Source organism: Ruegeria sp. BHSA163 (assembly GCF_059613365.1).
This window is the reverse complement of record NZ_JBXWSJ010000032.1, coordinates 1-21,421: the sequence shown is the minus strand read 5'-3', so window position 1 is coordinate 21,421 and position 21,421 is coordinate 1. Positions and strand designations below refer to the sequence as shown.

Below are 21,421 nucleotides of genomic sequence, written 5' to 3'. Positions count from 1 at the left end.
TCCAATTAGATTATTGGATTTGCAGCCAACAGCGCATCCACTTCATCCCGCGTCGGCATGGATGGGGCAGTCCCGGCACGGGTAACCGATATCCCCGCGACGGCGCATCCAAAGCGCGCTGCGCTGACCGGGTCCTTTCCTTCGGCCAATGCCGCAGCAAATCCTCCGTTGAAGGCATCGCCTGCACCGGTAGTTTCCAAAACGGGACCTGTGACCATCGCTGGTATATGGGTGCAGTTTTCGCGGTCTTTGAAGAGAACGCCTTGTTCTCCAAGTGTGACCAAAGCCGCGCCGACACCTTTGGATAGCATTACGTCCGCAGCATTCTCGGCATCCGAGATGGAGTGTACAGCGACGCCGGTGATACCTTCTGCTTCGGACTCATTGGGTGTCACAAAATCGCAAAGCGCCAGCATAGTGGCGGGGATCTCAGCGGCAGGTGCAGGATTCAGAATGGTTTTGGCCCCAGCCGCTCGTGCAATGCTCAAACCACGTTCCGCCGCTGCCATGGGCTGTTCCAGCTGAGTAACGAATACCGCGGCACTTTCGATAAGATCACGTCGGGCTTCTACGTCTGTGACCGAGATATCGCCAGCTGCGCCGGGACATATGATAATCGCGTTGTCGCCCGAGGCTTCTTCAATAAAGATGTATGCTGCGCCAGTGAAACTGTCTGGGTCTTGGGTAACCGCGGCTGTAACGCCAGCCTCTGCCCAAGTTTTCAGGGCCATATCAGCAAAATCGTCCTGACCCAGCCGCGAAATAAAATGAACTTCGCCACCCGCGCGGGCCGCTGCGACCGCTTGGTTCGAACCTTTTCCACCGGGGCCAAGTGCAAACTTGTTTCCCAGGATCGTTTCGCCCATGCGAGGGGCGCGCTCTGCGCGATAAGCGGTGTCAGCAACAAAAACGCCTAGAATCGCAATTTTTCCCGCCATTTTTCCCCTCAACTTTCTGGCGGAATTACGCCTTTACGCAGCATGAAACATCCATAGAATCGACGTTCGCCCGTTTGGATCACTGCATAACTTTCGCGGGCAAGATCATAGAAATCAAAGCGTTCAATGCCCACCATTGGGCGGTGGGCCCCTTCCGCCGCGTCGATTTTTTCCTGAACTTCCTGTTGAACTGGCGGCACGGTGTTGGGCTCACCGACCACCTCCATACGACCGGCAAAATCATCAACGAATGTGTCTAGCGGATAGACCGAGAGAACCGCCTCAATTGACTCGGCGGCAGTGAGGTTTTCCATACGCAACAGCTCACCGTAAACAGTTGCGCGGCTTATAGACTCGGAGGGGAAATTGGTGTCTGCAACAATCAGCATATCCCCATGCCCCATGGCGCGTAAGACGTACAAAACATCGGCGTTTAGCCTTGGGTCAATCCCTTTGAGCACTTGTCTATCCTCCTTGGGTCTTTCAGTTGATGCGCTGCCCCGTATCGCTTTCGAATAAGTGAATTTTCGATGGGTCGGCGGAAATTGAAACACTCTGCCCCGGAGAAAACGCCTGTCGTTCGCGCACGATGGAAACATAGTCGCGTCCATCAGACCGGATAACCAAATGTGTTTCGGACCCGGTCGGTTCGACCACCATGATTTCGCCCTGTACGCCGTCACCGGAAAGGGTTGTGTCCTCGGGCCTAATACCCAATGTGATTTTTTGCCCATCAACCAACCCGTCCGGCTCGTGTATCGGCAGGCCTGCTCCTAGAACGTTCGCAACTGCGGCTGATCCATTTTTTGACACGACGGCATCTAAAAAGTTCATCGATGGCGCACCGATGAATCCCGCAACAAAAGTATTTGCCGGGCGGTCATAAAGTTCCAAAGGCGCGCCAATTTGTTCGATATTTCCTGAATTCATCACGACGATCTGGTCGGCCATCGTCATGGCTTCGATCTGGTCATGGGTGACATAAATAGTAGTCGTGGCAAGGCGTTGATGCAGCTCACGAATTTCCGCCCGCATTTGAATTCTGAGCTTCGCGTCAAGGTTCGATAACGGCTCGTCGAACAAGAAAACTTGCGGATCGCGCACAATGGCACGGCCCATAGCTACGCGTTGCCTTTGGCCGCCCGAAAGCGCCCTAGGGTATCGCCCAAGATACTCTGTCAGCCCTAATACTTCAGCCGCGCGTGATACCCGGTCCTCGATCACAGAGCTTTCCATTTTTCGCATCCGAAGCGGAAATGCCATGTTCGCCGCGACAGTTTTGTGCGGGTAAAGCGCGTAATTCTGAAACACCATTGCGATGTCGCGCTCGGCCGGTGGCAAGTTGTTGACTAAACGGTCATTGATCGCGATTTCGCCTTCACTGATACTCTCCAGTCCGGCAATCATTCTCAGCAGTGTGGACTTTCCGCAACCGGATGGTCCAACCAGCACCACGAACTGCCCATCTTTGATGTCCAAATCCAGCCCGTGCAGGACTTCTGTTGATCCAAACGACTTTCTCAATCTGCGTACTTTGACGTCTGCCATTTCACCCTATCCATGCGGCAACCCCTAAACGATTAACCGCTCGTTTCCGGGGTGTCTACTTTTAACCAATTGGTAAACTTGACAGCTTGCAGATTGGCTGAGATTGTTTTTCGATCTGCCAGGCTGTTAGAAAAATCAATTTGCAAGTGTCATCAGCTTAGGCATTTGAACTTAGGAGGATCGTCGAGAAATCTGGGGGGCCACCCTCGCATTGAAAGGGAGGAACACGTGAAAGTCGAACATTACAACGCAATTGTGCGCGCTCAGATGAGCCGCCGCAGAATGCTGAAAGGGGCCGCCAGCGTTAGCGCTCTGGCCGCTGTAGGGGGCACAGTGCCAGTTGCGGCGCTTGCCGATGGTCATGCTGACCTAAGAGCCGAAATCTTGAAAATTCCTGGTGTCGGCCAGGGTTCGCCCACGGATGCCGATTGGCAGAAGGTCGGTGAAATGACGCTTGGGCCAACAAAGGAACGCGTAGCCGAGGGCGAGTTTGAAGGTGTTGAACTTACCTTTATGGGGCTCAACAACCAGAACCTTCACAACTTCCTTTTCCGAGGATTCCTGAAACCGTGGGAGGCCTACACGGGTGCTAAGATCAACTGGGTTGACCTTGCGCAGGCCGACTATAACCCGCGTCTTCAGCAAGCGATTGCGACTGGTACAGTCGATTTCGACATCATCGAAATGGGCGCACCATTTGAAGGTGATACAGCCGGCAAGGGTCTTTTGGATGAAATGCCGGACTGGGTCGGTGAGCAGATCGAGGAAGACGATCTTGTGGGTTACTTAAAGCCACCGGTTGGTACATGGGACGGTAAAAAATACCGCATCACAATTGACGGCGACTGCCACACCTTTGCCTATAGAACCGATTATTTCGGTGAAGGCGCCATCGGCGGAGCCGAAGTGCCGCGCACCTGGCAGCAAGTCAATGCCGTTTCAAAGGACCTGATCGGAAAAGAGGATCCGCTAACTGGCCTTCCCGCACATGGATATCTTGATCCGCTCAAAGGTTGGGGCGGCTTTGGATTCTATTTCCTTGAAAACCGCGCTGCAGCTTACGCCAAACATCCCGGCGATCCGGCTTGGCTCTTTGATCCTGACACGATGAAACCTCGGGTAAACAACCCTGCATGGGTTCAGGCAATTCAGGATGTGCTGGATCTGATCGAAGCTGGCGCTTACCCGGCAGACCAAATCAACGCCGACCCCGGCACGACAGGTTTCCAACAATTCCTTGCTGGTTCCGGTTCGATGTTGATGTGGTGGGGTGACATTGGCTCTAACGCCAGAACGTCAGACACGTCCGTAGTTGGCGACGTTGTAGGATTTGGTATCAATCCTGGCTCGGACCGCGTTTACAATAGTCAGACCGGAGAATGGGAAGATAACTACAACGAAGCACCCAACATGGCTTACCTTGGTTGGGGAGTATACGTGACCAAACGCGTATCGGGCGACGAGAAGAAGCGCAAAGCAGCCTGGAGCGCCGCAGCGCACTTGGGCGGCAAAGACATTTCGCTTTGGATGTCGGCCTATCCGTCAGGCTTCCAGCCCTATCGGAACTCTCATTTCCAGTTCGATGAATGGGAGGCCGCAGGTTATGATCGCGCGTTCGTCGAGGATTATCTCGGGTCCAACGCCGACAGTTACAACCACCCGAACGCGGCAATCGAACCCCGCATCCCTGGCATTTTCCAGTACTATTCTGTTGCCGAGGACGAACTTGCGAAGGGGTACGCCGGCCAGTACGGATCGGCTCAGGAGACCGCTGACGCGATCGCGGCAGCCTGGGAAAAGATCACTGACCAGATCGGCCGAGAAAGCCAGATTGCGCTCTACAAAGCGTCACTTGGTATGTAAAAATCTTCGGGCCGGCAAATCAATTGTCGGCCCGTACACGACAAAGCAAGGCAGAACAAATCGGAAATGAGCTCTGAAGGCGATCTTTTACATGTCGTAACGGCAGACGAAATTTCCGACCGGCGCAGGCGGTTTGGCAAGACTATTGTCTGGGGTTCTGCTGGCCTGATGTTCCTTGTCGCCTTCCTTCAAACAGCGGATCAGAATGGCTGGATAGACATCGGTTTTCAAAACTGGCGTCCGACACTCTATGCCTATGTCCTTTGGGGCATTTGTCTGTGTGCAGGACAGGTCATCGCGCGCGGGGAACATGGAAAGCGATCACTCTTTGTTTTGCCTGCCACGCTTTTTGTCGTCTCCATGGTCGTTTTTCCACTGCTATTCGGCTTGGTGATCGCGTTTTCGGATTGGAACCTTTCCAGCCCGGATGGACGTCAATTTAATGGCTGGGATAACGCCCGCCAAATGTGGAGCGACCCGTTTTACTGGAACGCTCTGAAAAATATGGTCTATTACACGCTGGCGATCATCGTGGAATACGGGATTGCTTTTGGCTTGGCCATCTTGCTAAACGCGGAAATTCGCGCACGAAAATTCTTCAGGGTCGCGTTTCTTTTGCCGTTGATGCTGTCACCTGTGGCCGTCAGTTGGATGATCGGCAAGTCGATGCTCGAAAATCGTTTTGGCCCAATTTCCCGGATGCTTCGGGAACTGGGTGTTGATAACCCTTCATTCTTTTCGTCGCCCGAGGTGGCACGTCTGATGATCATGCTAATGGACGCCTGGACCTATATACCGTTCATGATGATCATGATACTGGCCGGTCTTCAGGCGATCCCGCGTGAATTGAATGAAGCGGCTGAGGTCGACGGCGCCAGCGCCTGGCGGCGGTTCTGGGAGGTCACGTTCCCGTTGATGCTGCCGGTCAGCATCACGGCTATTCTGATCCGGATTATTTTCAAACTAAAGCTTGCTGATATCATCATCAACGTCACTTCTGGTGGCCCGGGCGGAGCGACAGACAGCGTAACATCTTTCATTTTTCGAGAATATCGCGACCGCTCCAATGTGGGCTACGGCACGTTGCTGGCAATTTTCTATTTGATCCTGATCGTCATCGCGATGACCATCCTGATGAAAGCGGCTGAACGCTGGATGCGCCCAAGGTATTGACGATGAGCAGCCAGATTTTTCATGACAGTGATACCGACCGCGCCTACCGAGCGCGACGCATTTCGGGCCGCCTCATTATCTACGGCATCCTTATCCTGTGGGCCATTATTGCGATCTTCCCAATTTTCTGGACCATCACAACCAGTTTCAAAACCGCGCCGGATGTGATGAAGGGCAATGTGGTACCGTGGTGGGACTTTACACCCAAATGGCTTGGTTGGCGGTCACTGGGGCTTTCCCCGGACACGATCGGGAACGAAAGCACGGTGCGCGAGGAATTTTTGAAGAGGTTCTGGAATTCAACGGTTGTGGCTTTGTCAGCTTCAACCTTAGCCGTCGCGCTTGGCAGCATGGCAGCCTATGGGCTCAGCCGGTTCAACTATCGCTTTGGCTTTATGCGCAACTCTGACATTTCATTCTTTTTTCTTAGCCAGTTGATATTACCACCAGTGGTCTTAGCGCTGCCCTTTCTGGTTTTGTACAAGTCCCTAGCGATGCTTGATACGCGTATCGGGCTGATACTGCTTTACACGTTGACCGTGCTCCCGATTGTAATTTGGATCATGCGCGACCAGTTCGGGTCAATCCCGACAGAACTGGAAGAAGCGGCCCTAGTTGACGGGCTTTCGATTTGGGGGGCGTTTCTGACAATCATTCTGCCCATTGCCGCGCCGGGTATGGTCGCATCGTTTATTTTGTCTTTGGTTCTAACCTGGAACGAATACTTCTTTGCCGCGCTGTTAACTTCCAGTCATGCAAAAACCTTGCCGGTCATGGTGGCCAGTCAAACTGGATCGCAAGGTATTTCCTGGTGGTCCATGGCTGCCTTGAGTTTTGCTGCGATCCTTCCTTTGATCGTGATCGGCATCGCGCTGGAACGTTTCATAATCAAAGGCATGGCGGCAGGGGCGGTCAAGTAGCGTCGCGAACGAGCAACTCCTTCAAACGATCCAATATGAGACCGACACCCATTTCGCCAAGTTCAGCCGATGCATCTTTTGCGCTTTCAGTGTACCAACCTGAATTATCACCAAACCGGTCGCGGTCGACGACTTCAGGAGCAAGCGCCATCATTAGTGACGTTTCCCCTATCCCGGCGTGGTCAAAAGGATATTTTTGGGTAATTTTCTCATCCATCAAAGGATGAACGCAAATCCAATTGAAAGGGTCGATGCCTTCGTCGTGCTGAGTATAGTAATCGCGCATTCTGTCGCTACCCCACCAACCCTCACCATACTGAGTTTCCAAGAACCTGAAAATTGCCTGCCGCCCTGCTAGTTTGAACGCCAGATCGGTTGGCATTCCAGCGGTAAAGTTCTCGGTCTGGTGGTGAATGAACCCGTGAATGTTGCGAAAACCAACACGCAAAAGGCTGAAAAAAATCTCTTCGGCAATCGGCAAAATTTTGTCGGCGCCAACGTGTACTGATCCGGCTCCTTCGGGCCGTTCAACCGCGTAGCTGGCCGCGCCGTAGGCAAATTGCGGCAAGATCACAATGTCCAATTCTTGCTCTAACCGATCCAAAATCCGGGTTACAGCAAGCATGTCCATGCCCACAGCCATGTGTTCACCGTGATATTCAAGAACACCCAAAGGCAACAAGACTGGAAGGTTGCGTTCAATGGCATCTCGGATTTGGTGTGGAAGCATTAGTTCAAATCGCATCCGCTCACTCCAGATTGGTATGTCGGGCCCGAATGTCGGTCGAATCCGCTTGGGTAAGGTCGCAAAGACGCAGCACCATGATTTCGAAGAGCAAAAACAGTGCCCCTTCATAAACCGAACCCATAGGCAAAAGTGATTTATCCGAGCCTTGGTCGCTGGCCATGGTTTGAGCACGAATTGCAACGGTGCAATCTGACTTGGAGGCAATCTTGGTATCTGGTTCTGCGGTGAACAACACCACCTTGGTTCCGGCGGAACGGGCGATATCTGTCAGAGCGTTGACGGTCGCTAGCCGGCCGGGTCCGTCAGAGACCAAGAATAAGTCGCCTACGCCGACCGGGGGTGTCGTCATACTGCCCTGCACTGAAACGTCAAATCCCAGGTGGAACAGACGCATTGCGAATCCTTTCATCTGCAACCCCTCGCGCCCGCAACCGTACAGTACGACTCTGCGGGCCTCGCAGATCATGCGACACGCGGTTTCAATTGCGTCATGGTCGATCTCACGAGCAACACTCGCAAGTTCTGAGATCGCTCTATCGAACGCCTCCGTCATGCTCTCCCAAGCGCTGACGCGATGTGGCGCGTTGATTGGTAGAGATCTTTGAACAGCAGATACTGTCTTTCATAAACTGCATGCTTTTGCGGCTGAACCAGCCGATCAATTGGGTTCCAACGATCAATATCCTTTGGTCGCGCCATTCCCACAGCGCAAGCAGCCAAAAAAGCGTCACCGAACGAGGCACCAATAGTTTTTTCGCAAACGACTTGAGGAACTTGCGCTATGTCAGAGGTGGCTTGCAACCAGATCTCGTTTTTTGTCCCGCCTCCGACAGCCAATACACGTACAGGTGGATGACCAACATCTCGATAAGTTTCAACAACATGGGCCGTACCATTGGCGATGCCTTCCAGGACCGCCCGGTAAAGATCGCCGCGGGTATGCGTCAGGTCCAGACCAAAGAATGTTCCTTTAGCCTTTGGATCATGGATTGGCGTACGTTCGCCTGAAAAATACGGCAGGAACAAAAGCCCGTTTGATCCCGGCGCGGAAGCGGCGGCTTCCTTTGCCAAAATCGGAAAGGCATTCTCGCGGGTTAACTCCTTAGCGAAGTGATCGCGAAACCAATGGGTAAGGGTTCCACTGGTTGCCAGACCAGCCATCGAGGCATGGCTACCCGGAAACAGCCAAGGTGCGTACCATAAACGCGGATCGCGAACCGGAGAATCCGTGACCTGAATGATGAAAATGGTCGAACCATACATCATCATCATGTCACCAGCGGCCTGAGTTCCCACGCTAACTGCCTCTGCCGCTGCATCGATCGTGCCGCAGGTCACCGGCGTTCCAACCGCCAAACCTGTTTCTACAGCGGCTTCTGGCGTCACATGGCCAGCGATCTCGGTAGACCACATCAGTCGCGGCAACATGTTCGGCCCAGCAATTTCTGCTGTTAGTTCGTCCGTCCAGTTCAGCTGGTTCACATCGTAGATTGGGCTGAAGTTTGCGGCAGTATAGTGATCAATTACGTATTCGCCTGTAAGCTTGAACGTCAAATAACTGGTCGACGTAAGGATACGCGCCGTTTGCGCCCAAATCTCAGGTCTGTTCCTCTGCAGCCAAAGAATTTTTGGCCCAACGGATTGGCTGGTCAAAGCGTTGCCGCACACCTTCATTATGCGGTTTTCGCCTATTTGATTGGTTAGTTCCGCGATTTCACGCTCGGACCGGGTATCGACGCCATAGAGCACACCGTTCATTAATGGCTGACCATCTGGATCTACAGGCAACATGCAAGGCCCAATTGCGCTGGTTGCTATGGCTTTGATGTCGTTAGAGGAAACGTTGGAAGCCCCCAAAAGCTCGCGCGTGATAAAAACAAAGTCACCCCACCAATCCTCGTCGGCGCGATGCTCTGCCCAACCGGGCTGAGGGACCAGCATTTCGTGCGGTCGTGCAGCGGTGGCGACAATTTTTCCTTCGCCGTCAACCAAAACTCCTTTGGATTCGAAAGTGCCGATATCTATGCCAAGAGTGTATGCCATCAGGCTTGACCATCGCGGGTCAAAGGAAAGCCCGCATCAATGCGTTGAAGCGCTGCGATCAGAAGTCGCGATAAGGCCTCAAGGTCATTCAGGTCGCAAACCTCAAGGCTGGAATGGGAATAGCGCATTGGAAAACCGACATCGATTGACGCGACCCCCTCCCCTACCAGCTGCACATAGCTTAAGTCAGTTAGCGCCCCAACCTGGGCGCTGCGCTGCAACGGAATAGACTCATTTTCAGCAGTTTCTTCCATCAAACGCACAAGCGAAGGATGTGGAATTACGCCATTCAACGTACCGCGTCCATGGAACGAGTAGAGCGAAATTCCCGGTCCACCGCCAAGCAGCATGTCGCCACGATCCGCCATCTCTGGCGTGTCAGTTGCCAACATCAGATCGACCTGGATGGCCATGTCCGGCTTCAAGCTCTGTGCGGCCACCACTGCACCGCGCAAGTTGAATTCTTCCTGAACCGAAAAAACCAAATGAACCGTCGGACCGTTCTCGAGGGACTTTAGGCGTCGAGCAACTTCCAGCAGAACCGCACACCCAGCACGGTCATCAACACTTGTTCCGGCGATCCTATTTTCCGCCAAAGGCAAGACATTAGGGCGAAATACGCCGGGTGTGCCAATTCGTACACCGGCGGCTTCGACTGCATCCCGGCTACCATGGCCCGTGTCGATCAACACGTCACCGGCCTTTAAAACTTGGTACTTTTCATCCGGCGCCGTCGCATGATGGCTTTTGTTATAAAGTACGCCGTCGACATCCTTTCCCGTCCCTACACAAAGGGTTACAGCTTGGCTGGCCAAGGCGCGTTCTGGAACGCCGCCCAAACGTTCGACGCGGATCAAACCATTGTCTTCGATTTTCCGCACGATGAACCCGAGTTGATCCATATGCGTAAACAGCATCACAGACGGGCAATTCGCTTCACCTTCGAATGTGGTAATCAGATTGCCCATGCGATCGGATCGGCTTTCGACTCCCTCGGCCATCAAAAGATCGGCGATGGCATGACGAACGCGATCCTCGTGGCCACTAAGCCCAGGAATTCTCATCAAGTTGATAAGATCTTTGCGTAGTCGATCAATCATGACCCACGCGCCGCCCTTGCGCGCACCATAAAGTCACTCGCCCTTTGAGGGTCGATGGCATTCCACGTGTTGCCGTCGATCTTCAGCGCTGAACCCACCACACACCCATCTGCAATGGCCATGACATCTGAGACTGTATTGTGTTTGACCCCGGTGTTGGCGAGCACCGGGGTGTCCGGCAGGACAGCTTTCACGGCCTCAAGATCGGTCATTGCGGCCGCTTCGCCAGTGATTTGACCGGACACCAAAACTGCGTCTGGGACAGAACTGAAAACAGCGCTTCTAGCCCGATCAGCCAAGGAACGGCGGTCCAGACTATCGGCAAATTCGGCAGACACGTTGTACAGCATCGCCAGATCTTTACGTCCTAATGCGTTTCGATAGCGCATAGCCGCGCCTGCATCAGGGGTCCACGGCCCCATATCCGAGGCATAGGTGCCGGTAAAAATCTCACGTACAAACGCCGCGCCCGTCCCGGCAGCTAAAGCAATGGAACTGATCGGGTCCCAAAGTACGTTAACGCCAAAGGGAACAGAGATTTCATTCTTCAATTGACCGATGACATACGCCATCGCAGCTGTTGAGGCACGGTCTACTTCAAATTCATATGGTCGATCGTTTTCGTTGCCGAACATAACAGCATCGAACCCAGCTACCTGAAGTGCAGTCAAATCTGCGCGTGCGTCGTCTACCAGCCCATCCAGACCGCGTTCTGCATCGAACAAGGGCGCGCCCGGCAAAGCACCAAGGTGCACCATACCAATTACCGGTTTCGCGACTCCGAAAGCGTTGAGAAATTTGGACAATCCACCCTCCAACTTTTCGTTCCCGCCAGCTTACTCTGGAAAAGGCTTGCCCCCAAGTGGTTTCATTTTAACCTAGACGCCAGGAGGTTTTGGATATGGAATTACGAAAACGTCATTGGGACAGGCATGGAACAGGTGGGTTGACATTTACCGAACTTGGGTTTGGCGCTGCCCCGCTTGGAAACCTCTATCGCGCTATAAGTGATGAAGCAGCGCAAGCAATTCTGAACCTCAGCTGGAATGAGGGTATTCGATACTATGACACCGCGCCACTTTACGGATTTGGTTTGTCTGAAACCCGGCTGAACACACTACTCCGTAGCAAATCCCGAGATGACTTTGTTTTATCCACCAAAGTCGGGCGTTTGCTGGAAGTGACCCATCCAGAAAAACGGGACGGCTTTGGAAAATGGTTCGAGGTGCCAGCGCGTCGCGAAATATATGACTACACTTACGATGGCGTGATGCGTTCTATCGAGTTTTCTTTGGAACGGCTTGGCGTTGATCGCATCGACATCCTCTACGGACACGATTTGGACGTCTTCAATCATGGGTCCCAGGCTGTATTGGATGCCAAATTGCATGAGTTTCTTGAGGGCGGCCACAAGGCCCTGGTTGAACTGAGGGAACAAGGCACGATCAGCGCCTTTGGGTTGGGGGTGAACGAATGGCAGCCCGCCCAATGGATAGTCGAGCATGGTGACCCAGACATCATTTTGCTGGCCGGTCGGTATACCCTTTTGGAACAGGAAGCGTTGAAATCTTTCCTGCCTATGTGCGAACGCCGCGGCGTCGGAATTGTAATTGGCGGCCCTTATAATTCAGGCATACTCGCAACCGGCCCGCGCCCCGGGGCTTTCTACAACTACGATCCGGCGCCTCAGGAAGTTCTTGATCGCGTGGCCAGGATTGAGGCGATATGCTCAACGCACAATGTCCGTATGATCGACGCGGCATTTCAGTTTCCTCTCTGCCACCCGGCAGTTCTTTCAGTTATTCCCGGTGGGCAAACCGTGGGTGAAATGGAGTCCAACCTGCAAGCGGCCAAAGCGGATATTCCTTCCGATTTGTGGCGCGAATTGAAATCGCAAGGTCTGATCGCCGAAGAGGCCCCCATACTCGGGTAAATCATTCCTCCAACGACGATCTATAGCCCTGCGATCCAGTTATCGAGCGCGCTTCGAGTAATGGATTCACGAGCGTTTGGCGGAGTATGAACAAAATGAGCTGCTGCGGCGGACGCAAAAGTTGCGGCCGAAATCAAATTCCAGCGTTTTGCAAGTTCGCTAACCAATACTCCGACAAATGCGTCACCTGCCCCGTGCGCGGAACCGATAGCCTGGATTGGCGGTACAATCTTCTTTAAGGAACCTCTCTCAAAAATCACTGCACCTTCTCGGCCGACCGTTACGACAACAGCTTTCGGTCCAAGCGATGCAAGCGCTGCGGCGGCGTCTTCGGGAGTGGTCTCTGGTTTTCCTGTCATCTGTGCCGCCTCGACCCGGTTTACCACCAAAAGATCGACGGAATCCAAAAGTTCAGTAGAACATTTCCGGGCAGGCGCTGCGTTCAGTACAAGTTTCGTGTCGGGCCGTTTGCTTTTGGCCACGGCCAAATTGATGGTCTCGGGGATTTCGTTTTGCAGCAATATGACGTTGGATGCGCCGGGATCGATATCCAATGGATCGATGGTCTGGTTAACGCCCGAGACAACTACCGCGCCGTATTCGCCGCCTTCTTCAACTATCGCAACACTCATACCAGTTGCACCGGGCACCTGCAGAACCTGAGAATGGTCCACGCGCGAATTTCGGAGCGCTTCAAGAATCTTAGCTCCGAATTCATCCAGTCCGACGCGACCCGCGATAGCGACCTTTGCCCCAACCCTTGCGGCGGCCAAAGCCTGATTTCCGCCTTTGCCCCCGAAACGGTAGGAAACACGCTTGCCCATCAGCGTCTCGTCCAAGGCGGGCAGCCGAGGCGCGTCAACGACCACATCCAGATGCAAAGCGCCCACAATGAAAACGTCGTTCATCACGCTGAATTTCCATAAAGAGCATTGGCAACGATCCGTTGGCTTTGCGTCGCGTCCTGACGTGAAATTGCTGCCGTTAGTTCATTGTTTCCAGCCAGTTCCTTGGCCACAGCTCTAAGGCGTTCGGTTATTGCGATATTGGTGCGGGCCTCTTCAATCGGATCCAGGCCAGAATGATCTGGGAACGTGTCGAAATAGATCACGCCGTCATAACCCATTCTGTCTAACTCACAGAAAAGCTCGACCGTTGCCACGGGATGAACTGTTCCGACCATTAAACCATCGTCGCGTTTAGCATTTCCGTCATTCAGGTGCACACCCATAAGTTGCGCGTGCCGCCCAATTAAATTGGCCGAATGTGCTGGCATTTCATCGGCGTAAAGAACATGCGCGAAATCAAGCGTTACGCCAATATTGGGGCGATCCGCCTCTAAAACACCCAACAACGTTGTGCCGACGTCGGGCATTAGTGCATAGGCGCGGGGTTCGTTGGGCTTGTATTCCAACGCGATATCAATTTCGGGATTATGATCTGCGACCTCTTGTAGCGCAGCGATTGTACTATCCCACATCGCGCGATAGTCGCACTGCATCGCATAGTCAAAGCCGTCCTGACCCATCCAAAGCGTCATAAGCTGACCGCCCATCAGCGCGACTGTATCGATCCCGTTTTTGGTTAAATCAATGGCTGCCTGCCGTACATTCGGGTCCGGGTTCGTAAAGGCACCAAGCGCGAAAGCTGGGTCCGTGTAGTAACGCATCGCGAGACCGTTCAGCGCCATCCCGCTGTCGTTCAGAAGTTCAGAAATCTCCGGCCCATTCAGGTCCTTGAAGTGATCCGGAAAATTTAGATCAGCTGCATTCAGCCCACCCACCTTTCCTGCAGCTTGAATCATCTGCACAATTTCGCAACCGCATGAACCGCCATTCTTTTTGAAAGCGTTCAGACGCGCCGCATACTTCCCGCCCAGACTCATGTGGTCATTCCTTCTTGTTTACTGCAATCCATATACCCGGAGCGCATTTTTTTCGGTGATCGCTGACGTTTCATCTGGCGAAAGATGTGCCAGCAACTGACGTGTCGTCTCAATCCAAACAGGTAGGCCGGAACCTGTGTTAACAACAGGCCAATCGCTGCCCCAGACAATGCGGCTTGGACCAAAGGCACCAAGAATGTGATCGACCCATGGGCGCAGAACGTCGACCCCGTAATCTCCCGGTGCGCAATAAGCCGTGATCCCAGAAAGCTTGACGACCACATGATCCATTTCAGAAATTTTGCTTATTCCTTCAGCCCAGCTTTCGAATGCACTGGCGGCAATATCGGGAACACCGCAATGGTCCAGAACCAGAATTTGATCATCGCAGGCACGCGCGAGCGCCTGCGCAATCGGCAATTGGCGCGCCAAAAAACACATATCGAACGGTAGGCTATCCCTGCCGATCTTGCGGAGGTTTTTGCGAAACGTTTCGGATTGCGATACCTCATCCGACACCACGTGAAGGATGCGGCGATAGCCCACAACGCCTAGATTCCGTCCCTCCTCCAACCAGTCATCAAATCCAGCCTCTTCCTCGGGTCGGCAAGAAGCTATTTGTCCGAGAAGGTTGTTTGTACCGACGCGTTGGCCAACAAATCGTGCCTCAGCTTGATGATCTGCATCATCCACGCCGGTTTCCATGAAGATTGTTCCCACAACACCGGCTCCATCTGTCAGTGCGTCGTAGTCCTCGAAAGTAAAGTTGCCAGCTGATAGCTCGGGGATATCTTTCGTCCAAGCGTAGCCGAAGTCATCGCGATAGATAACATGCTGATGCGTATCGATGAAATTCATCGTGTCCTCTCGCCCGCCAAAACCACATTAGTCAATTTTTGCTTAGTGTCCTAAATTGCTACACCGAATAGAGTTAACTCAAAAGGGTGGCGCGCTATGGAATTGGATCTCAAGCAAAACTGGCCTGCACCGATCAACGCAAAACCTGTGGTTATAGTCGGCGCAGGTGGGATCGTTCGCGACGCGCACCTTCCCGCCTACAAATTGGCCGATATCCCGGTTCGGGGCGTTACTGATCTGGTGCCTGCGCGCTCCAAGTCACTTGCCGACGATTTCAATATACCAGGGACCTATTCAAGCGTTGCCGAAGTCGTTGCACAATGCGGAACAGATGTCGTTTATGACGTTGCGGTTCCGCCTCATGCAATTACTGATATTCTTCCCGTGTTGCCGGATCTTGCCGCTGTATTGATCCAAAAACCTATGGGCAGCGATCAGGCGCACGCCCGAGAAATCAGAGACCTTTGTCGGCAAAAGCGCCTGAAATCTGCAATAAATTTTCAACTCAGGTATTCACCTATGATGCTGGCCGTCAAAGATGCTGTCGAAAACGGTCGTTTGGGCGAGTTGCTGGAGATTGAGGTTCACCTAAACATTTACACTCCTTGGAATATTTTCCCGTTTCTGATCCCGTTGGAGCGGGTCGAGTTTGCCGTACATTCTATCCACTACCTAGACACTGTTCGTGCAATTGCAGGCAATCCAAATGGGGTATTCGCACGGACTATGCCCGATCCGCGAGCCCCGCAATTCGCCCAGACGAGATCTTCCGTGATATTGGATTATGGCGACCGCCTTCGGGGCGTCATGTCGATTAACCACAATCACCAGGGCGGCAGAAAGTTCCAATCCGCATGGATCAGATTTGAAGGAACAAAAGGTGCGATGATGGCGAAACTGGGCGTGCTTTATGATTACCCGAATGGTGAGCCGGACGAGCTCTGGTTTTGCCAAAACGGATCGGATTGGCAGCAGATACCACTCATAGGCAACTGGTTCGTCGAGAGCTTCATGGGACCAATGCGCAATCTGCAAAGGTTTGATTCAGGCGAAGACGAAAAGCTATACACATCAACCGACGATGCCTATGAGACGATGGCTTTGGTCGAAGCTTGTTATTCATCTGCCCAGCTACCTGGCAAAGAATTGATTTTGGACGATTAACGTATTTAATTATCTGGAAATTGGACCTTTGGATCTGAATGTTCCGACAGAATACCGGGTGTCCTTCTAATCAGGTAAAACGACAAAATAGTTCTACTGGACAACATTTGATTGTCCTTGAAGAGCCACCTCGTAAAGTGCTGCGGCCTCCCGCCCAAATCGACAATAATCATCCGGGCCATGAAAAAGTTTGCGATGCCCTCATAAGAGCATCGAGCGCGGGCGAGTGCCTTCTACCGGGAACAGTGAAGGCTGCGATTGTTCGCGAAACCTCTGGCTCTATAAGCGGACGCTGCAACAACCCGGGTAAAGTCACCGAATACTCGGGCATGAATGCGAAACCTATCCCTGCCGCTACCATCGCCTGTACCCAGTCTTCCCGTTCTGAGCGAAAGCGTGCGTACAACTCCACACCCTTTGATTGGCAAACTGACATTACCATTTCGCGCAATTCACAGGCCAATCGGTCAACGTAGTGTTCGCGTGACAGTTCTTGCAGGGTTACTGAATTCAGTTGCCCAAGACGATGTTCAGGCGGAAAAACAACAACATATCGTTCTGCGTATAGTGGATGACTCCTGAATTCTTCCTCCAACTCGTCAGTAAGTGTCATGAAGGCGACATCAATTTCGCCTTCTTCCAATTTTTCTCTTAGATCTGAAGTGCTTGCTTCATTGACCGACAATTCCAATCCGCTATGGCTTTTCTCAAACTGCGCCAGAAACCTGGCTAGGCGAACGTGCCCGATAGTTGAAAGAACACCCAAACGCAGCGGTACCTTTTCAAGAAGTCGAAAATTCTGCGCTAGGGCTTGCGTCGCGGCTGCTTCATCGACGATATGTTGCAGGTGCGGAAGCATTGTTTTTCCAAAATCGCTCACAAGAATTTTTCGACCTTCGCGATGAAACACCTGCGCACCTAGCTCGGTCTCGAGCGATTTTACTCCCTTAGTAAGGGCTGGTTGGCTCACATTGCACTCTGCAGCAGCCTTAGTGAAATTCAGATGCTTTGCAGCCGACAAAACATATCTGATTTGAGACATCTCCATTTTTGGGGCCTCTCTGATTACTGATCACTTAATTCAGTCAGTCCCAGGATACACTATTTTATCCAAACCTGGAGTTATTAACCGATAAAGCATCGATAGTTCCCTCACCAAAGGCATCGTGATCCAATAGCGGTATTGCTTTTCAATCTTCAGAAAGGGAACACGATGTCTGTTTTTATGGTCGAAAGAAACCTTAAGGGTATCAGCATGGACGACTTGGCGGCCGCTCAGAAAGCGGCAATCGCAACGGCCAAGAAGATGACCGATGACGGGGACACTATCAGCTATGTCCGATCCACATTTGCCCCGGACGATGGCCGCTGCATGTGCCTGTTTGATGGCGAAACCGCTGATCAGGTTCGTCGATTAAACGATACAGCAGGACTACCCTATGAAAAGGTCGTGGCAGCAATGGACCTTACTCCCTAATAAAAAGCTTTATCGGAACTCGTTGGGCCTTGAGCATATAGTCTCAGGGCCCATGTCACTTTGGGTTGCGCGCCCAATTCTAATCGACGCGTAGACCTAAAAGCTTGTTATGTAATAATTGCTCGAAGACTTGGCCCTACGCTTTTTTTCCAATGGTACGGAATGAACGTGACCTCATACCCTTTTGTATTTCGTAGATTGAAATTGGCACGTCAGGTTGAGGTTGGGGAATACGGATTGGAATATCTTTTAAGCGAGGCGCAATTGTAGGTTCACCGCACAACATGCGAGTGTTGTAGTCCTCGATCCCGTCCCATCTCGTCATCGAACCCATAATCGGAAACGCGTCCGCGGCCATCATCTCATAGAACAGAATGCGCCGTGCACTTTCGGAGGTGTTCAGCGATGAGCCGTGAACAATCCGGCCGTGGTGGATGGAAATCGATCCGGCTGGTCCTTTAAGCTCGACAGCGTCTGCGGGATTTAGGCCTACGTCTTCCGGTACAAAAGCGCCCGCAAAAACACCTTCGACGTGGTGGTCATAAACAGGTCCCTTGTGGCTGCCTGGATAGACCATTAGGGGGCCATTCTGACTTTCCATATCGTCAATGATCACACCGATCGCGAGAATGTCGTCGTTAGTATGGGGATAAAACGCATAGTCTTGGTGCCACTCTACCGCTGCGCCATAGCCTGCAGACTTCATGTTGAGTTTCGTTGTATGCAACCGCAGGTTCGGGCCGATCAAATCTCTTGCAGGCGCGAGAATAAGGTCCGAATACATCAGGTCGCGCATTATTTCGCTAATTTTATGAGGCAGTTTTATTCGCCTTAGCCGCGGATCTTCGGGTGTATGTGAGTCCTCCAGATCTAGTCTGTCGTTAGACTCTATCATTCCCTTGGCTTCCTCCTCGAAGCGACTGATTTCATTACGTATTTCGATCAGGATGCTTTCCGGCAGGTGATTTTCAAGTAAGAGGTATCCGTTTTCACGATATGAGGCGACTTGCTCGTTAGAAAGTACTTCGGTCATTTCTTCCTCCCACTTTGTCGAAGCGTGGCTTGTACTGTCGACTGTGTCAATTCCATCGGGCTTCATGACAGGGACCACTGGCAATCGGCGGCTAAACACAAGGCCGTAATCACAACTTCTGCCAAATGTGTCCTACTGGCGTTGACGCAAAGCGATGTCGATCCAACGAAATAGGCTGAGGCACGGCGCAATTGTACATTCGGTGATCTAAAACCAACGCTAATACCAACAGTGTGTTAAACATGGTTCGCTGTCACAATATGTCAGCGTCGTACTCTATTCCAAGACTTCCTGAAGCACCTCACCGCTTGCACCGTTAGGACGCGCTGTGCCAACTAGGGCCGACAATGTGGATGCAATGGCAGTCGTACAGACTCGGCGTGCAATTTGTTGCTGCGCTATATCACGGCCTGCAAATAGGATTGGCACGTGTGTGTCGCCGCGCCAAGGTGACCCGTGTGTTGAGGTGACCGAGAGACCGTCAAAATCGGCGATGAACCAACCCGGTTTGAAGACGACATAAATGTTGCCAGAGCGCGCCGGGTGATAGTTGTTTCGTATCAAACGCATTATCTCAGTGTCGGGCAAAAGGTTGGCTTCAATCGCCGTGCTGGGGATGGCGAAGGCTACATCGGGAAAAGACAGCAGCTCTTCTGCGATAGCCGCTTCCAACGCAGGCAGATCAATGTCGCTCTGCTCCAGAACCTCGGGTGCGATATTCAGATAGGGATGATTATACCCTGCCAGCAGTTGACCTGTAATACCAAAGCGTTCTTTTAGCCTTGCAATCTGCTCGGTTGGGTCCCAGCTGTCTGGCGCCACAAGACCTGTTTGGATGCCAACACTATCTAAATAGCCCGGAGCATCAGTCGTGCCGTGATCCGCCGAAAGAACGATCAGAACATGCTCCAACCCTATGCGTTCATCAATGAAGGAGAAGAGGTTCGAAAGAGTCTGGTCAAGGCGGTAAATCGTGTCTTCCGCCTCGAGGCTGGATGGACCAAAGACATGGTTGACGTAGTCGACCGACGAGAAGCTGATTGCCAGATAATCCGTCACTGCATCCTGCCCGAGCGCCTCAGCCTCGATCAACCGTTTTGCAAATTGTGCCGTCAGATCGTCACCAGCAGGGCTGAGAGTGAGAAAAGTCGTGAAGTATGGGTTTTCCAGCGGGTCAAATGCGTTTTGTGACGAGGAATAACGATGGGGAAAAGTGTTACCGAACCCAGCGACGTCGGTTTCCCAAGGCTGGTCATCGCGTTCAGCAAAGAGGTATGTCTCCTTCGGGTGCATCAACTCCCAGGAGGCTCCTTCAAATGATGCACTCGGGGTCGCATCATTCCAGGCTAACACCCAATCTGGATATGCGTCGTAATAGTAAGAACTGGTAACAAAACGATTAGCGGATTTTGAGAACCAAAAGGCTTTGCCACTTTGCCCCGCCATTGTGATTGCCCCTCGGTCCTTGATCGAAACGCCAAAGACCTTGGCCGCGCCAGCAGTCGATGCGCTCAACTCATCTGAAAACGTGGTCACAAGCAACGCACGGGGCGACCGCCCATCTGTACCTGCCGCCGCCTGTGTCGGGTCGATCTCGATTTCGTCATTGACACCAGCACCTTCTCCCAACAGCGGTGCCGTTTGGTCCTCGACGTTGTAGACAACGCGATCCAAGGTTCTGTCGAACCAGATATTACCGACCATTCCATGTACGGCCGGCGTAGCGCCAGTGGCTAACGTAGCGTGGCCTACTACTGTCTCGGTATTTGCGTGACAGTGGTGGGCATCGACATAGTGCAGGCCATTTTCAAGCAGATACTTAAGACCACCTTCACCAAGATTTCCAACGTACCGAGTAGGAAGATCTCCGCGCAGAGCATCAACGGTTAGCTGCAAGACCAAACGTGGGGCATCTTGCGTATAGGCTGGCGCTACCGTAACCAACCATGATGCCAGAGCAGCCTTAAATGTTTTGGTCATAACTTGTTCTCCTCGCCTCAATCGCGCGGAATGCGGCACGCTAGCTTATTTTCGCTTGATGACATCCTCCATCAAGTTCGATCAGCAAGGCAAGAAGCGATGTGCCTGTCATTGGATTCTAGTCAGAGTATTCGGGTACAATCGAACAGCAACTCAATTCGAGGCGCGGCGATTGACGAATAATCACTTGATCTAGTTTTACGGCAAAGCAGGCAAAACCAAGCTCACTCCCATCACTGACAACATCGCAATGATTGCACTACGAAACAAAGTTTCAGACAGGCGATGACGTATCTTGCCACCTATAGTTAACCCAATGAACACAAAACCCAACCCGAGGACCGAGATCAAAAAGTCATCCTGCGAAAACAGGCCCAATTGCCCAAGGCCCATTGCCATAACAAAACTGGACAATGTGAACGAACAGTTGAGCGCTTGAATAAACAAATTCCGTTCAAGGTGCAGCATCATCAGAAATGGAACAACTGGCATTACCTGCGAGCCTGTTACGCCGTTGATAAGACCCGTCAGACAGCCGGATAAAGGCGCCAACGGACGCTCAAACCCGGCAGGAAGACGCAGATCGGGTTTGGCAAACGTGAAGGCACACCACAACAGAAGAACAATCCCCAAGACCGCTCCTGCTTGTACCCCTTCAATCCGTGACAAAGCCCATAGTCCCGCGCCCAGACCTGGGAAAAGCGCAATCAGCATCGGCCAAAATCGCCGAACAGTTTCCCGAAAATGACCCGCTTGTC

21 protein-coding genes are annotated in these 21,421 nt (G+C 52.5%); 6 read left to right on the top strand and 15 right to left on the bottom strand.

Translation table 11 applies throughout. From position 1 onward, the window contains the following. Positions 1-5 precede the first annotated feature (5 nt). From rbsK to AC2FNV_RS15175, 3 genes are read right to left on the bottom strand one after another with little or no spacing between them, the layout of a single operon-like run. Positions 6-938, bottom strand: coding sequence for a ribokinase (gene rbsK / locus AC2FNV_RS15185; RefSeq protein WP_170604950.1), 933 nt, complete (start codon positions 936-938; stop codon positions 6-8). Between the two features lie 8 nt (positions 939-946). Next, positions 947-1,399, bottom strand: coding sequence for an RbsD/FucU family protein (locus tag AC2FNV_RS15180; RefSeq protein ID WP_170473206.1), 453 nt, complete (start codon positions 1,397-1,399; stop codon positions 947-949). 22 nt (positions 1,400-1,421) lie between these two features. Next, a complete protein-coding gene (locus tag AC2FNV_RS15175; protein WP_170604948.1) occupies positions 1,422-2,486 on the bottom strand; it encodes an ABC transporter ATP-binding protein in 1,065 nt (354 codons plus the stop codon). A 228-nt stretch (positions 2,487-2,714) separates the two neighbouring features. Here AC2FNV_RS15175 and AC2FNV_RS15170 point away from each other — a divergent pair, with 228 nt between their 5' ends. The 3 genes from AC2FNV_RS15170 to AC2FNV_RS15160 all read left to right on the top strand — a co-directional run bounded on the left by AC2FNV_RS15170 (position 2,715) and on the right by AC2FNV_RS15160 (position 6,442). After that, positions 2,715-4,349 carry an extracellular solute-binding protein gene (locus AC2FNV_RS15170; RefSeq protein ID WP_170473212.1) on the top strand — a complete coding sequence of 545 codons (1,635 nt, stop codon included), beginning with the start codon at positions 2,715-2,717 and terminating at the stop codon, positions 4,347-4,349. A gap of 66 nt (positions 4,350-4,415) precedes the next feature. Next, a complete protein-coding gene (locus tag AC2FNV_RS15165) occupies positions 4,416-5,522 on the top strand; it encodes a carbohydrate ABC transporter permease (protein ID WP_170473215.1) in 1,107 nt (368 codons plus the stop codon). A 2-nt stretch (positions 5,523-5,524) separates the two neighbouring features. Then, a complete protein-coding gene (locus AC2FNV_RS15160) occupies positions 5,525-6,442 on the top strand; it encodes a carbohydrate ABC transporter permease (RefSeq protein ID WP_170473218.1) in 918 nt (305 codons plus the stop codon). Here the strand turns inward: AC2FNV_RS15160 and AC2FNV_RS15155 are convergent. From AC2FNV_RS15155 to AC2FNV_RS15135, 5 genes are read right to left on the bottom strand one after another with little or no spacing between them, the layout of a single operon-like run. Beyond that, complete coding sequence (locus tag AC2FNV_RS15155; RefSeq protein ID WP_170604946.1) at positions 6,435-7,187, bottom strand: creatininase family protein; 753 nt, start codon at positions 7,185-7,187, stop codon at positions 6,435-6,437. The genes AC2FNV_RS15160 and AC2FNV_RS15155 overlap by 8 nt on opposite strands. Before the next feature lie 4 nt (positions 7,188-7,191). Further along, a complete protein-coding gene (locus AC2FNV_RS15150; RefSeq protein WP_170473223.1) occupies positions 7,192-7,743 on the bottom strand; it encodes an SIS domain-containing protein in 552 nt (183 codons plus the stop codon). Beyond that, a complete protein-coding gene (locus tag AC2FNV_RS15145; protein ID WP_170604944.1) occupies positions 7,740-9,233 on the bottom strand; it encodes an FGGY-family carbohydrate kinase in 1,494 nt (497 codons plus the stop codon). Before AC2FNV_RS15145 ends, AC2FNV_RS15150 begins: the two co-directional genes overlap by 4 nt. Then, on the bottom strand, positions 9,233-10,333 hold the full coding sequence (locus AC2FNV_RS15140; RefSeq protein WP_170604943.1) for a M42 family metallopeptidase: 1,101 nt from the start codon (positions 10,331-10,333) through the stop codon (positions 9,233-9,235). The genes AC2FNV_RS15145 and AC2FNV_RS15140 overlap by 1 nt, the downstream gene beginning before the upstream one ends. After that, positions 10,330-11,139 (bottom strand): BtpA/SgcQ family protein, encoded by an 810-nt coding sequence (locus AC2FNV_RS15135; RefSeq protein ID WP_170473232.1) that lies wholly within the window; start codon positions 11,137-11,139, stop codon positions 10,330-10,332. The genes AC2FNV_RS15140 and AC2FNV_RS15135 overlap by 4 nt, the downstream gene beginning before the upstream one ends. Before the next feature lie 95 nt (positions 11,140-11,234). Here AC2FNV_RS15135 and AC2FNV_RS15130 point away from each other — a divergent pair, with 95 nt between their 5' ends. Continuing rightward, a complete protein-coding gene (locus AC2FNV_RS15130; protein ID WP_170604942.1) occupies positions 11,235-12,266 on the top strand; it encodes an aldo/keto reductase in 1,032 nt (343 codons plus the stop codon). A 20-nt stretch (positions 12,267-12,286) separates the two neighbouring features. Here the strand turns inward: AC2FNV_RS15130 and AC2FNV_RS15125 are convergent, their stop codons facing one another. The 3 genes from AC2FNV_RS15125 to AC2FNV_RS15115 are packed head-to-tail and all read right to left on the bottom strand — an operon-like array spanning position 12,287 to position 15,009. Beyond that, the gene (locus tag AC2FNV_RS15125; protein ID WP_170604939.1) at positions 12,287-13,174 is read right to left on the bottom strand and encodes a PfkB family carbohydrate kinase; all 888 of its coding nucleotides are present in this window, start codon (positions 13,172-13,174) and stop codon (positions 12,287-12,289) included. Further along, the gene (locus AC2FNV_RS15120; RefSeq protein ID WP_170604938.1) at positions 13,174-14,151 is read right to left on the bottom strand and encodes a TIM barrel protein; all 978 of its coding nucleotides are present in this window, start codon (positions 14,149-14,151) and stop codon (positions 13,174-13,176) included. The genes AC2FNV_RS15125 and AC2FNV_RS15120 overlap by 1 nt, the downstream gene beginning before the upstream one ends. A gap of 18 nt (positions 14,152-14,169) precedes the next feature. Then, positions 14,170-15,009, bottom strand: coding sequence for an amidohydrolase family protein (locus tag AC2FNV_RS15115; protein WP_170604936.1), 840 nt, complete (start codon positions 15,007-15,009; stop codon positions 14,170-14,172). A 96-nt stretch (positions 15,010-15,105) separates the two neighbouring features. Here AC2FNV_RS15115 and AC2FNV_RS15110 point away from each other — a divergent pair, with 96 nt between their 5' ends. Further along, on the top strand, positions 15,106-16,173 hold the full coding sequence (locus AC2FNV_RS15110) for a Gfo/Idh/MocA family protein (RefSeq protein ID WP_496773756.1): 1,068 nt from the start codon (positions 15,106-15,108) through the stop codon (positions 16,171-16,173). Positions 16,174-16,342: 169 nt separating this feature from the next. Here AC2FNV_RS15110 and AC2FNV_RS15105 read toward each other — a convergent pair whose 3' ends face one another. Beyond that, positions 16,343-17,221 (bottom strand): LysR family transcriptional regulator, encoded by an 879-nt coding sequence (locus AC2FNV_RS15105; RefSeq protein ID WP_170473249.1) that lies wholly within the window; start codon positions 17,219-17,221, stop codon positions 16,343-16,345. Positions 17,222-17,386: 165 nt separating this feature from the next. Between AC2FNV_RS15105 and AC2FNV_RS15100 the strand changes: the two genes are divergently transcribed. After that, complete coding sequence (locus AC2FNV_RS15100) at positions 17,387-17,650, top strand: DUF4242 domain-containing protein (protein WP_170473251.1); 264 nt, start codon at positions 17,387-17,389, stop codon at positions 17,648-17,650. A 136-nt stretch (positions 17,651-17,786) separates the two neighbouring features. Here AC2FNV_RS15100 and AC2FNV_RS15095 read toward each other — a convergent pair whose 3' ends face one another. The 3 genes from AC2FNV_RS15095 to AC2FNV_RS15085 all read right to left on the bottom strand — a co-directional run. Then, positions 17,787-18,683 (bottom strand): phytanoyl-CoA dioxygenase family protein, encoded by an 897-nt coding sequence (locus AC2FNV_RS15095; protein WP_170604932.1) that lies wholly within the window; start codon positions 18,681-18,683, stop codon positions 17,787-17,789. A gap of 276 nt (positions 18,684-18,959) precedes the next feature. Next, positions 18,960-20,663, bottom strand: coding sequence for an alkaline phosphatase family protein (locus tag AC2FNV_RS15090; protein ID WP_170604930.1), 1,704 nt, complete (start codon positions 20,661-20,663; stop codon positions 18,960-18,962). Between the two features lie 198 nt (positions 20,664-20,861). After that, positions 20,862-21,421, bottom strand: a 560-nt coding sequence (locus tag AC2FNV_RS15085; protein ID WP_496773752.1) for a TSUP family transporter, incomplete at its 5' end; no start/stop codon positions are given.

Coding starts and splice junctions, on each gene's coding strand:
- AC2FNV_RS15110 (WP_496773756.1), top strand. CDS start 15,106: ATGGAATTGGATCTCAAGCAAAACTGGCCTGCACCGATCAACGCAAAA.
- AC2FNV_RS15160 (WP_170473218.1), top strand. CDS start 5,525: ATGAGCAGCCAGATTTTTCATGACAGTGATACCGACCGCGCCTACCGA.
- AC2FNV_RS15125 (WP_170604939.1), bottom strand. CDS start 13,174: ATGAACGACGTTTTCATTGTGGGCGCTTTGCATCTGGATGTGGTCGTT.
- rbsK (WP_170604950.1), bottom strand. CDS start 938: ATGGCGGGAAAAATTGCGATTCTAGGCGTTTTTGTTGCTGACACCGCT.
- AC2FNV_RS15090 (WP_170604930.1), bottom strand. CDS start 20,663: ATGACCAAAACATTTAAGGCTGCTCTGGCATCATGGTTGGTTACGGTA.
- AC2FNV_RS15120 (WP_170604938.1), bottom strand. CDS start 14,151: ATGAGTCTGGGCGGGAAGTATGCGGCGCGTCTGAACGCTTTCAAAAAG.
- AC2FNV_RS15150 (WP_170473223.1), bottom strand. CDS start 7,743: ATGACGGAGGCGTTCGATAGAGCGATCTCAGAACTTGCGAGTGTTGCT.
- AC2FNV_RS15130 (WP_170604942.1), top strand. CDS start 11,235: ATGGAATTACGAAAACGTCATTGGGACAGGCATGGAACAGGTGGGTTG.
- AC2FNV_RS15095 (WP_170604932.1), bottom strand. CDS start 18,683: ATGACCGAAGTACTTTCTAACGAGCAAGTCGCCTCATATCGTGAAAAC.
- AC2FNV_RS15175 (WP_170604948.1), bottom strand. CDS start 2,486: ATGGCAGACGTCAAAGTACGCAGATTGAGAAAGTCGTTTGGATCAACA.
- AC2FNV_RS15145 (WP_170604944.1), bottom strand. CDS start 9,233: ATGGCATACACTCTTGGCATAGATATCGGCACTTTCGAATCCAAAGGA.
- AC2FNV_RS15115 (WP_170604936.1), bottom strand. CDS start 15,009: ATGAATTTCATCGATACGCATCAGCATGTTATCTATCGCGATGACTTC.
- AC2FNV_RS15165 (WP_170473215.1), top strand. CDS start 4,416: ATGAGCTCTGAAGGCGATCTTTTACATGTCGTAACGGCAGACGAAATT.
- AC2FNV_RS15140 (WP_170604943.1), bottom strand. CDS start 10,333: ATGATTGATCGACTACGCAAAGATCTTATCAACTTGATGAGAATTCCT.
- AC2FNV_RS15105 (WP_170473249.1), bottom strand. CDS start 17,221: ATGGAGATGTCTCAAATCAGATATGTTTTGTCGGCTGCAAAGCATCTG.
- AC2FNV_RS15155 (WP_170604946.1), bottom strand. CDS start 7,187: ATGCGATTTGAACTAATGCTTCCACACCAAATCCGAGATGCCATTGAA.
- AC2FNV_RS15100 (WP_170473251.1), top strand. CDS start 17,387: ATGTCTGTTTTTATGGTCGAAAGAAACCTTAAGGGTATCAGCATGGAC.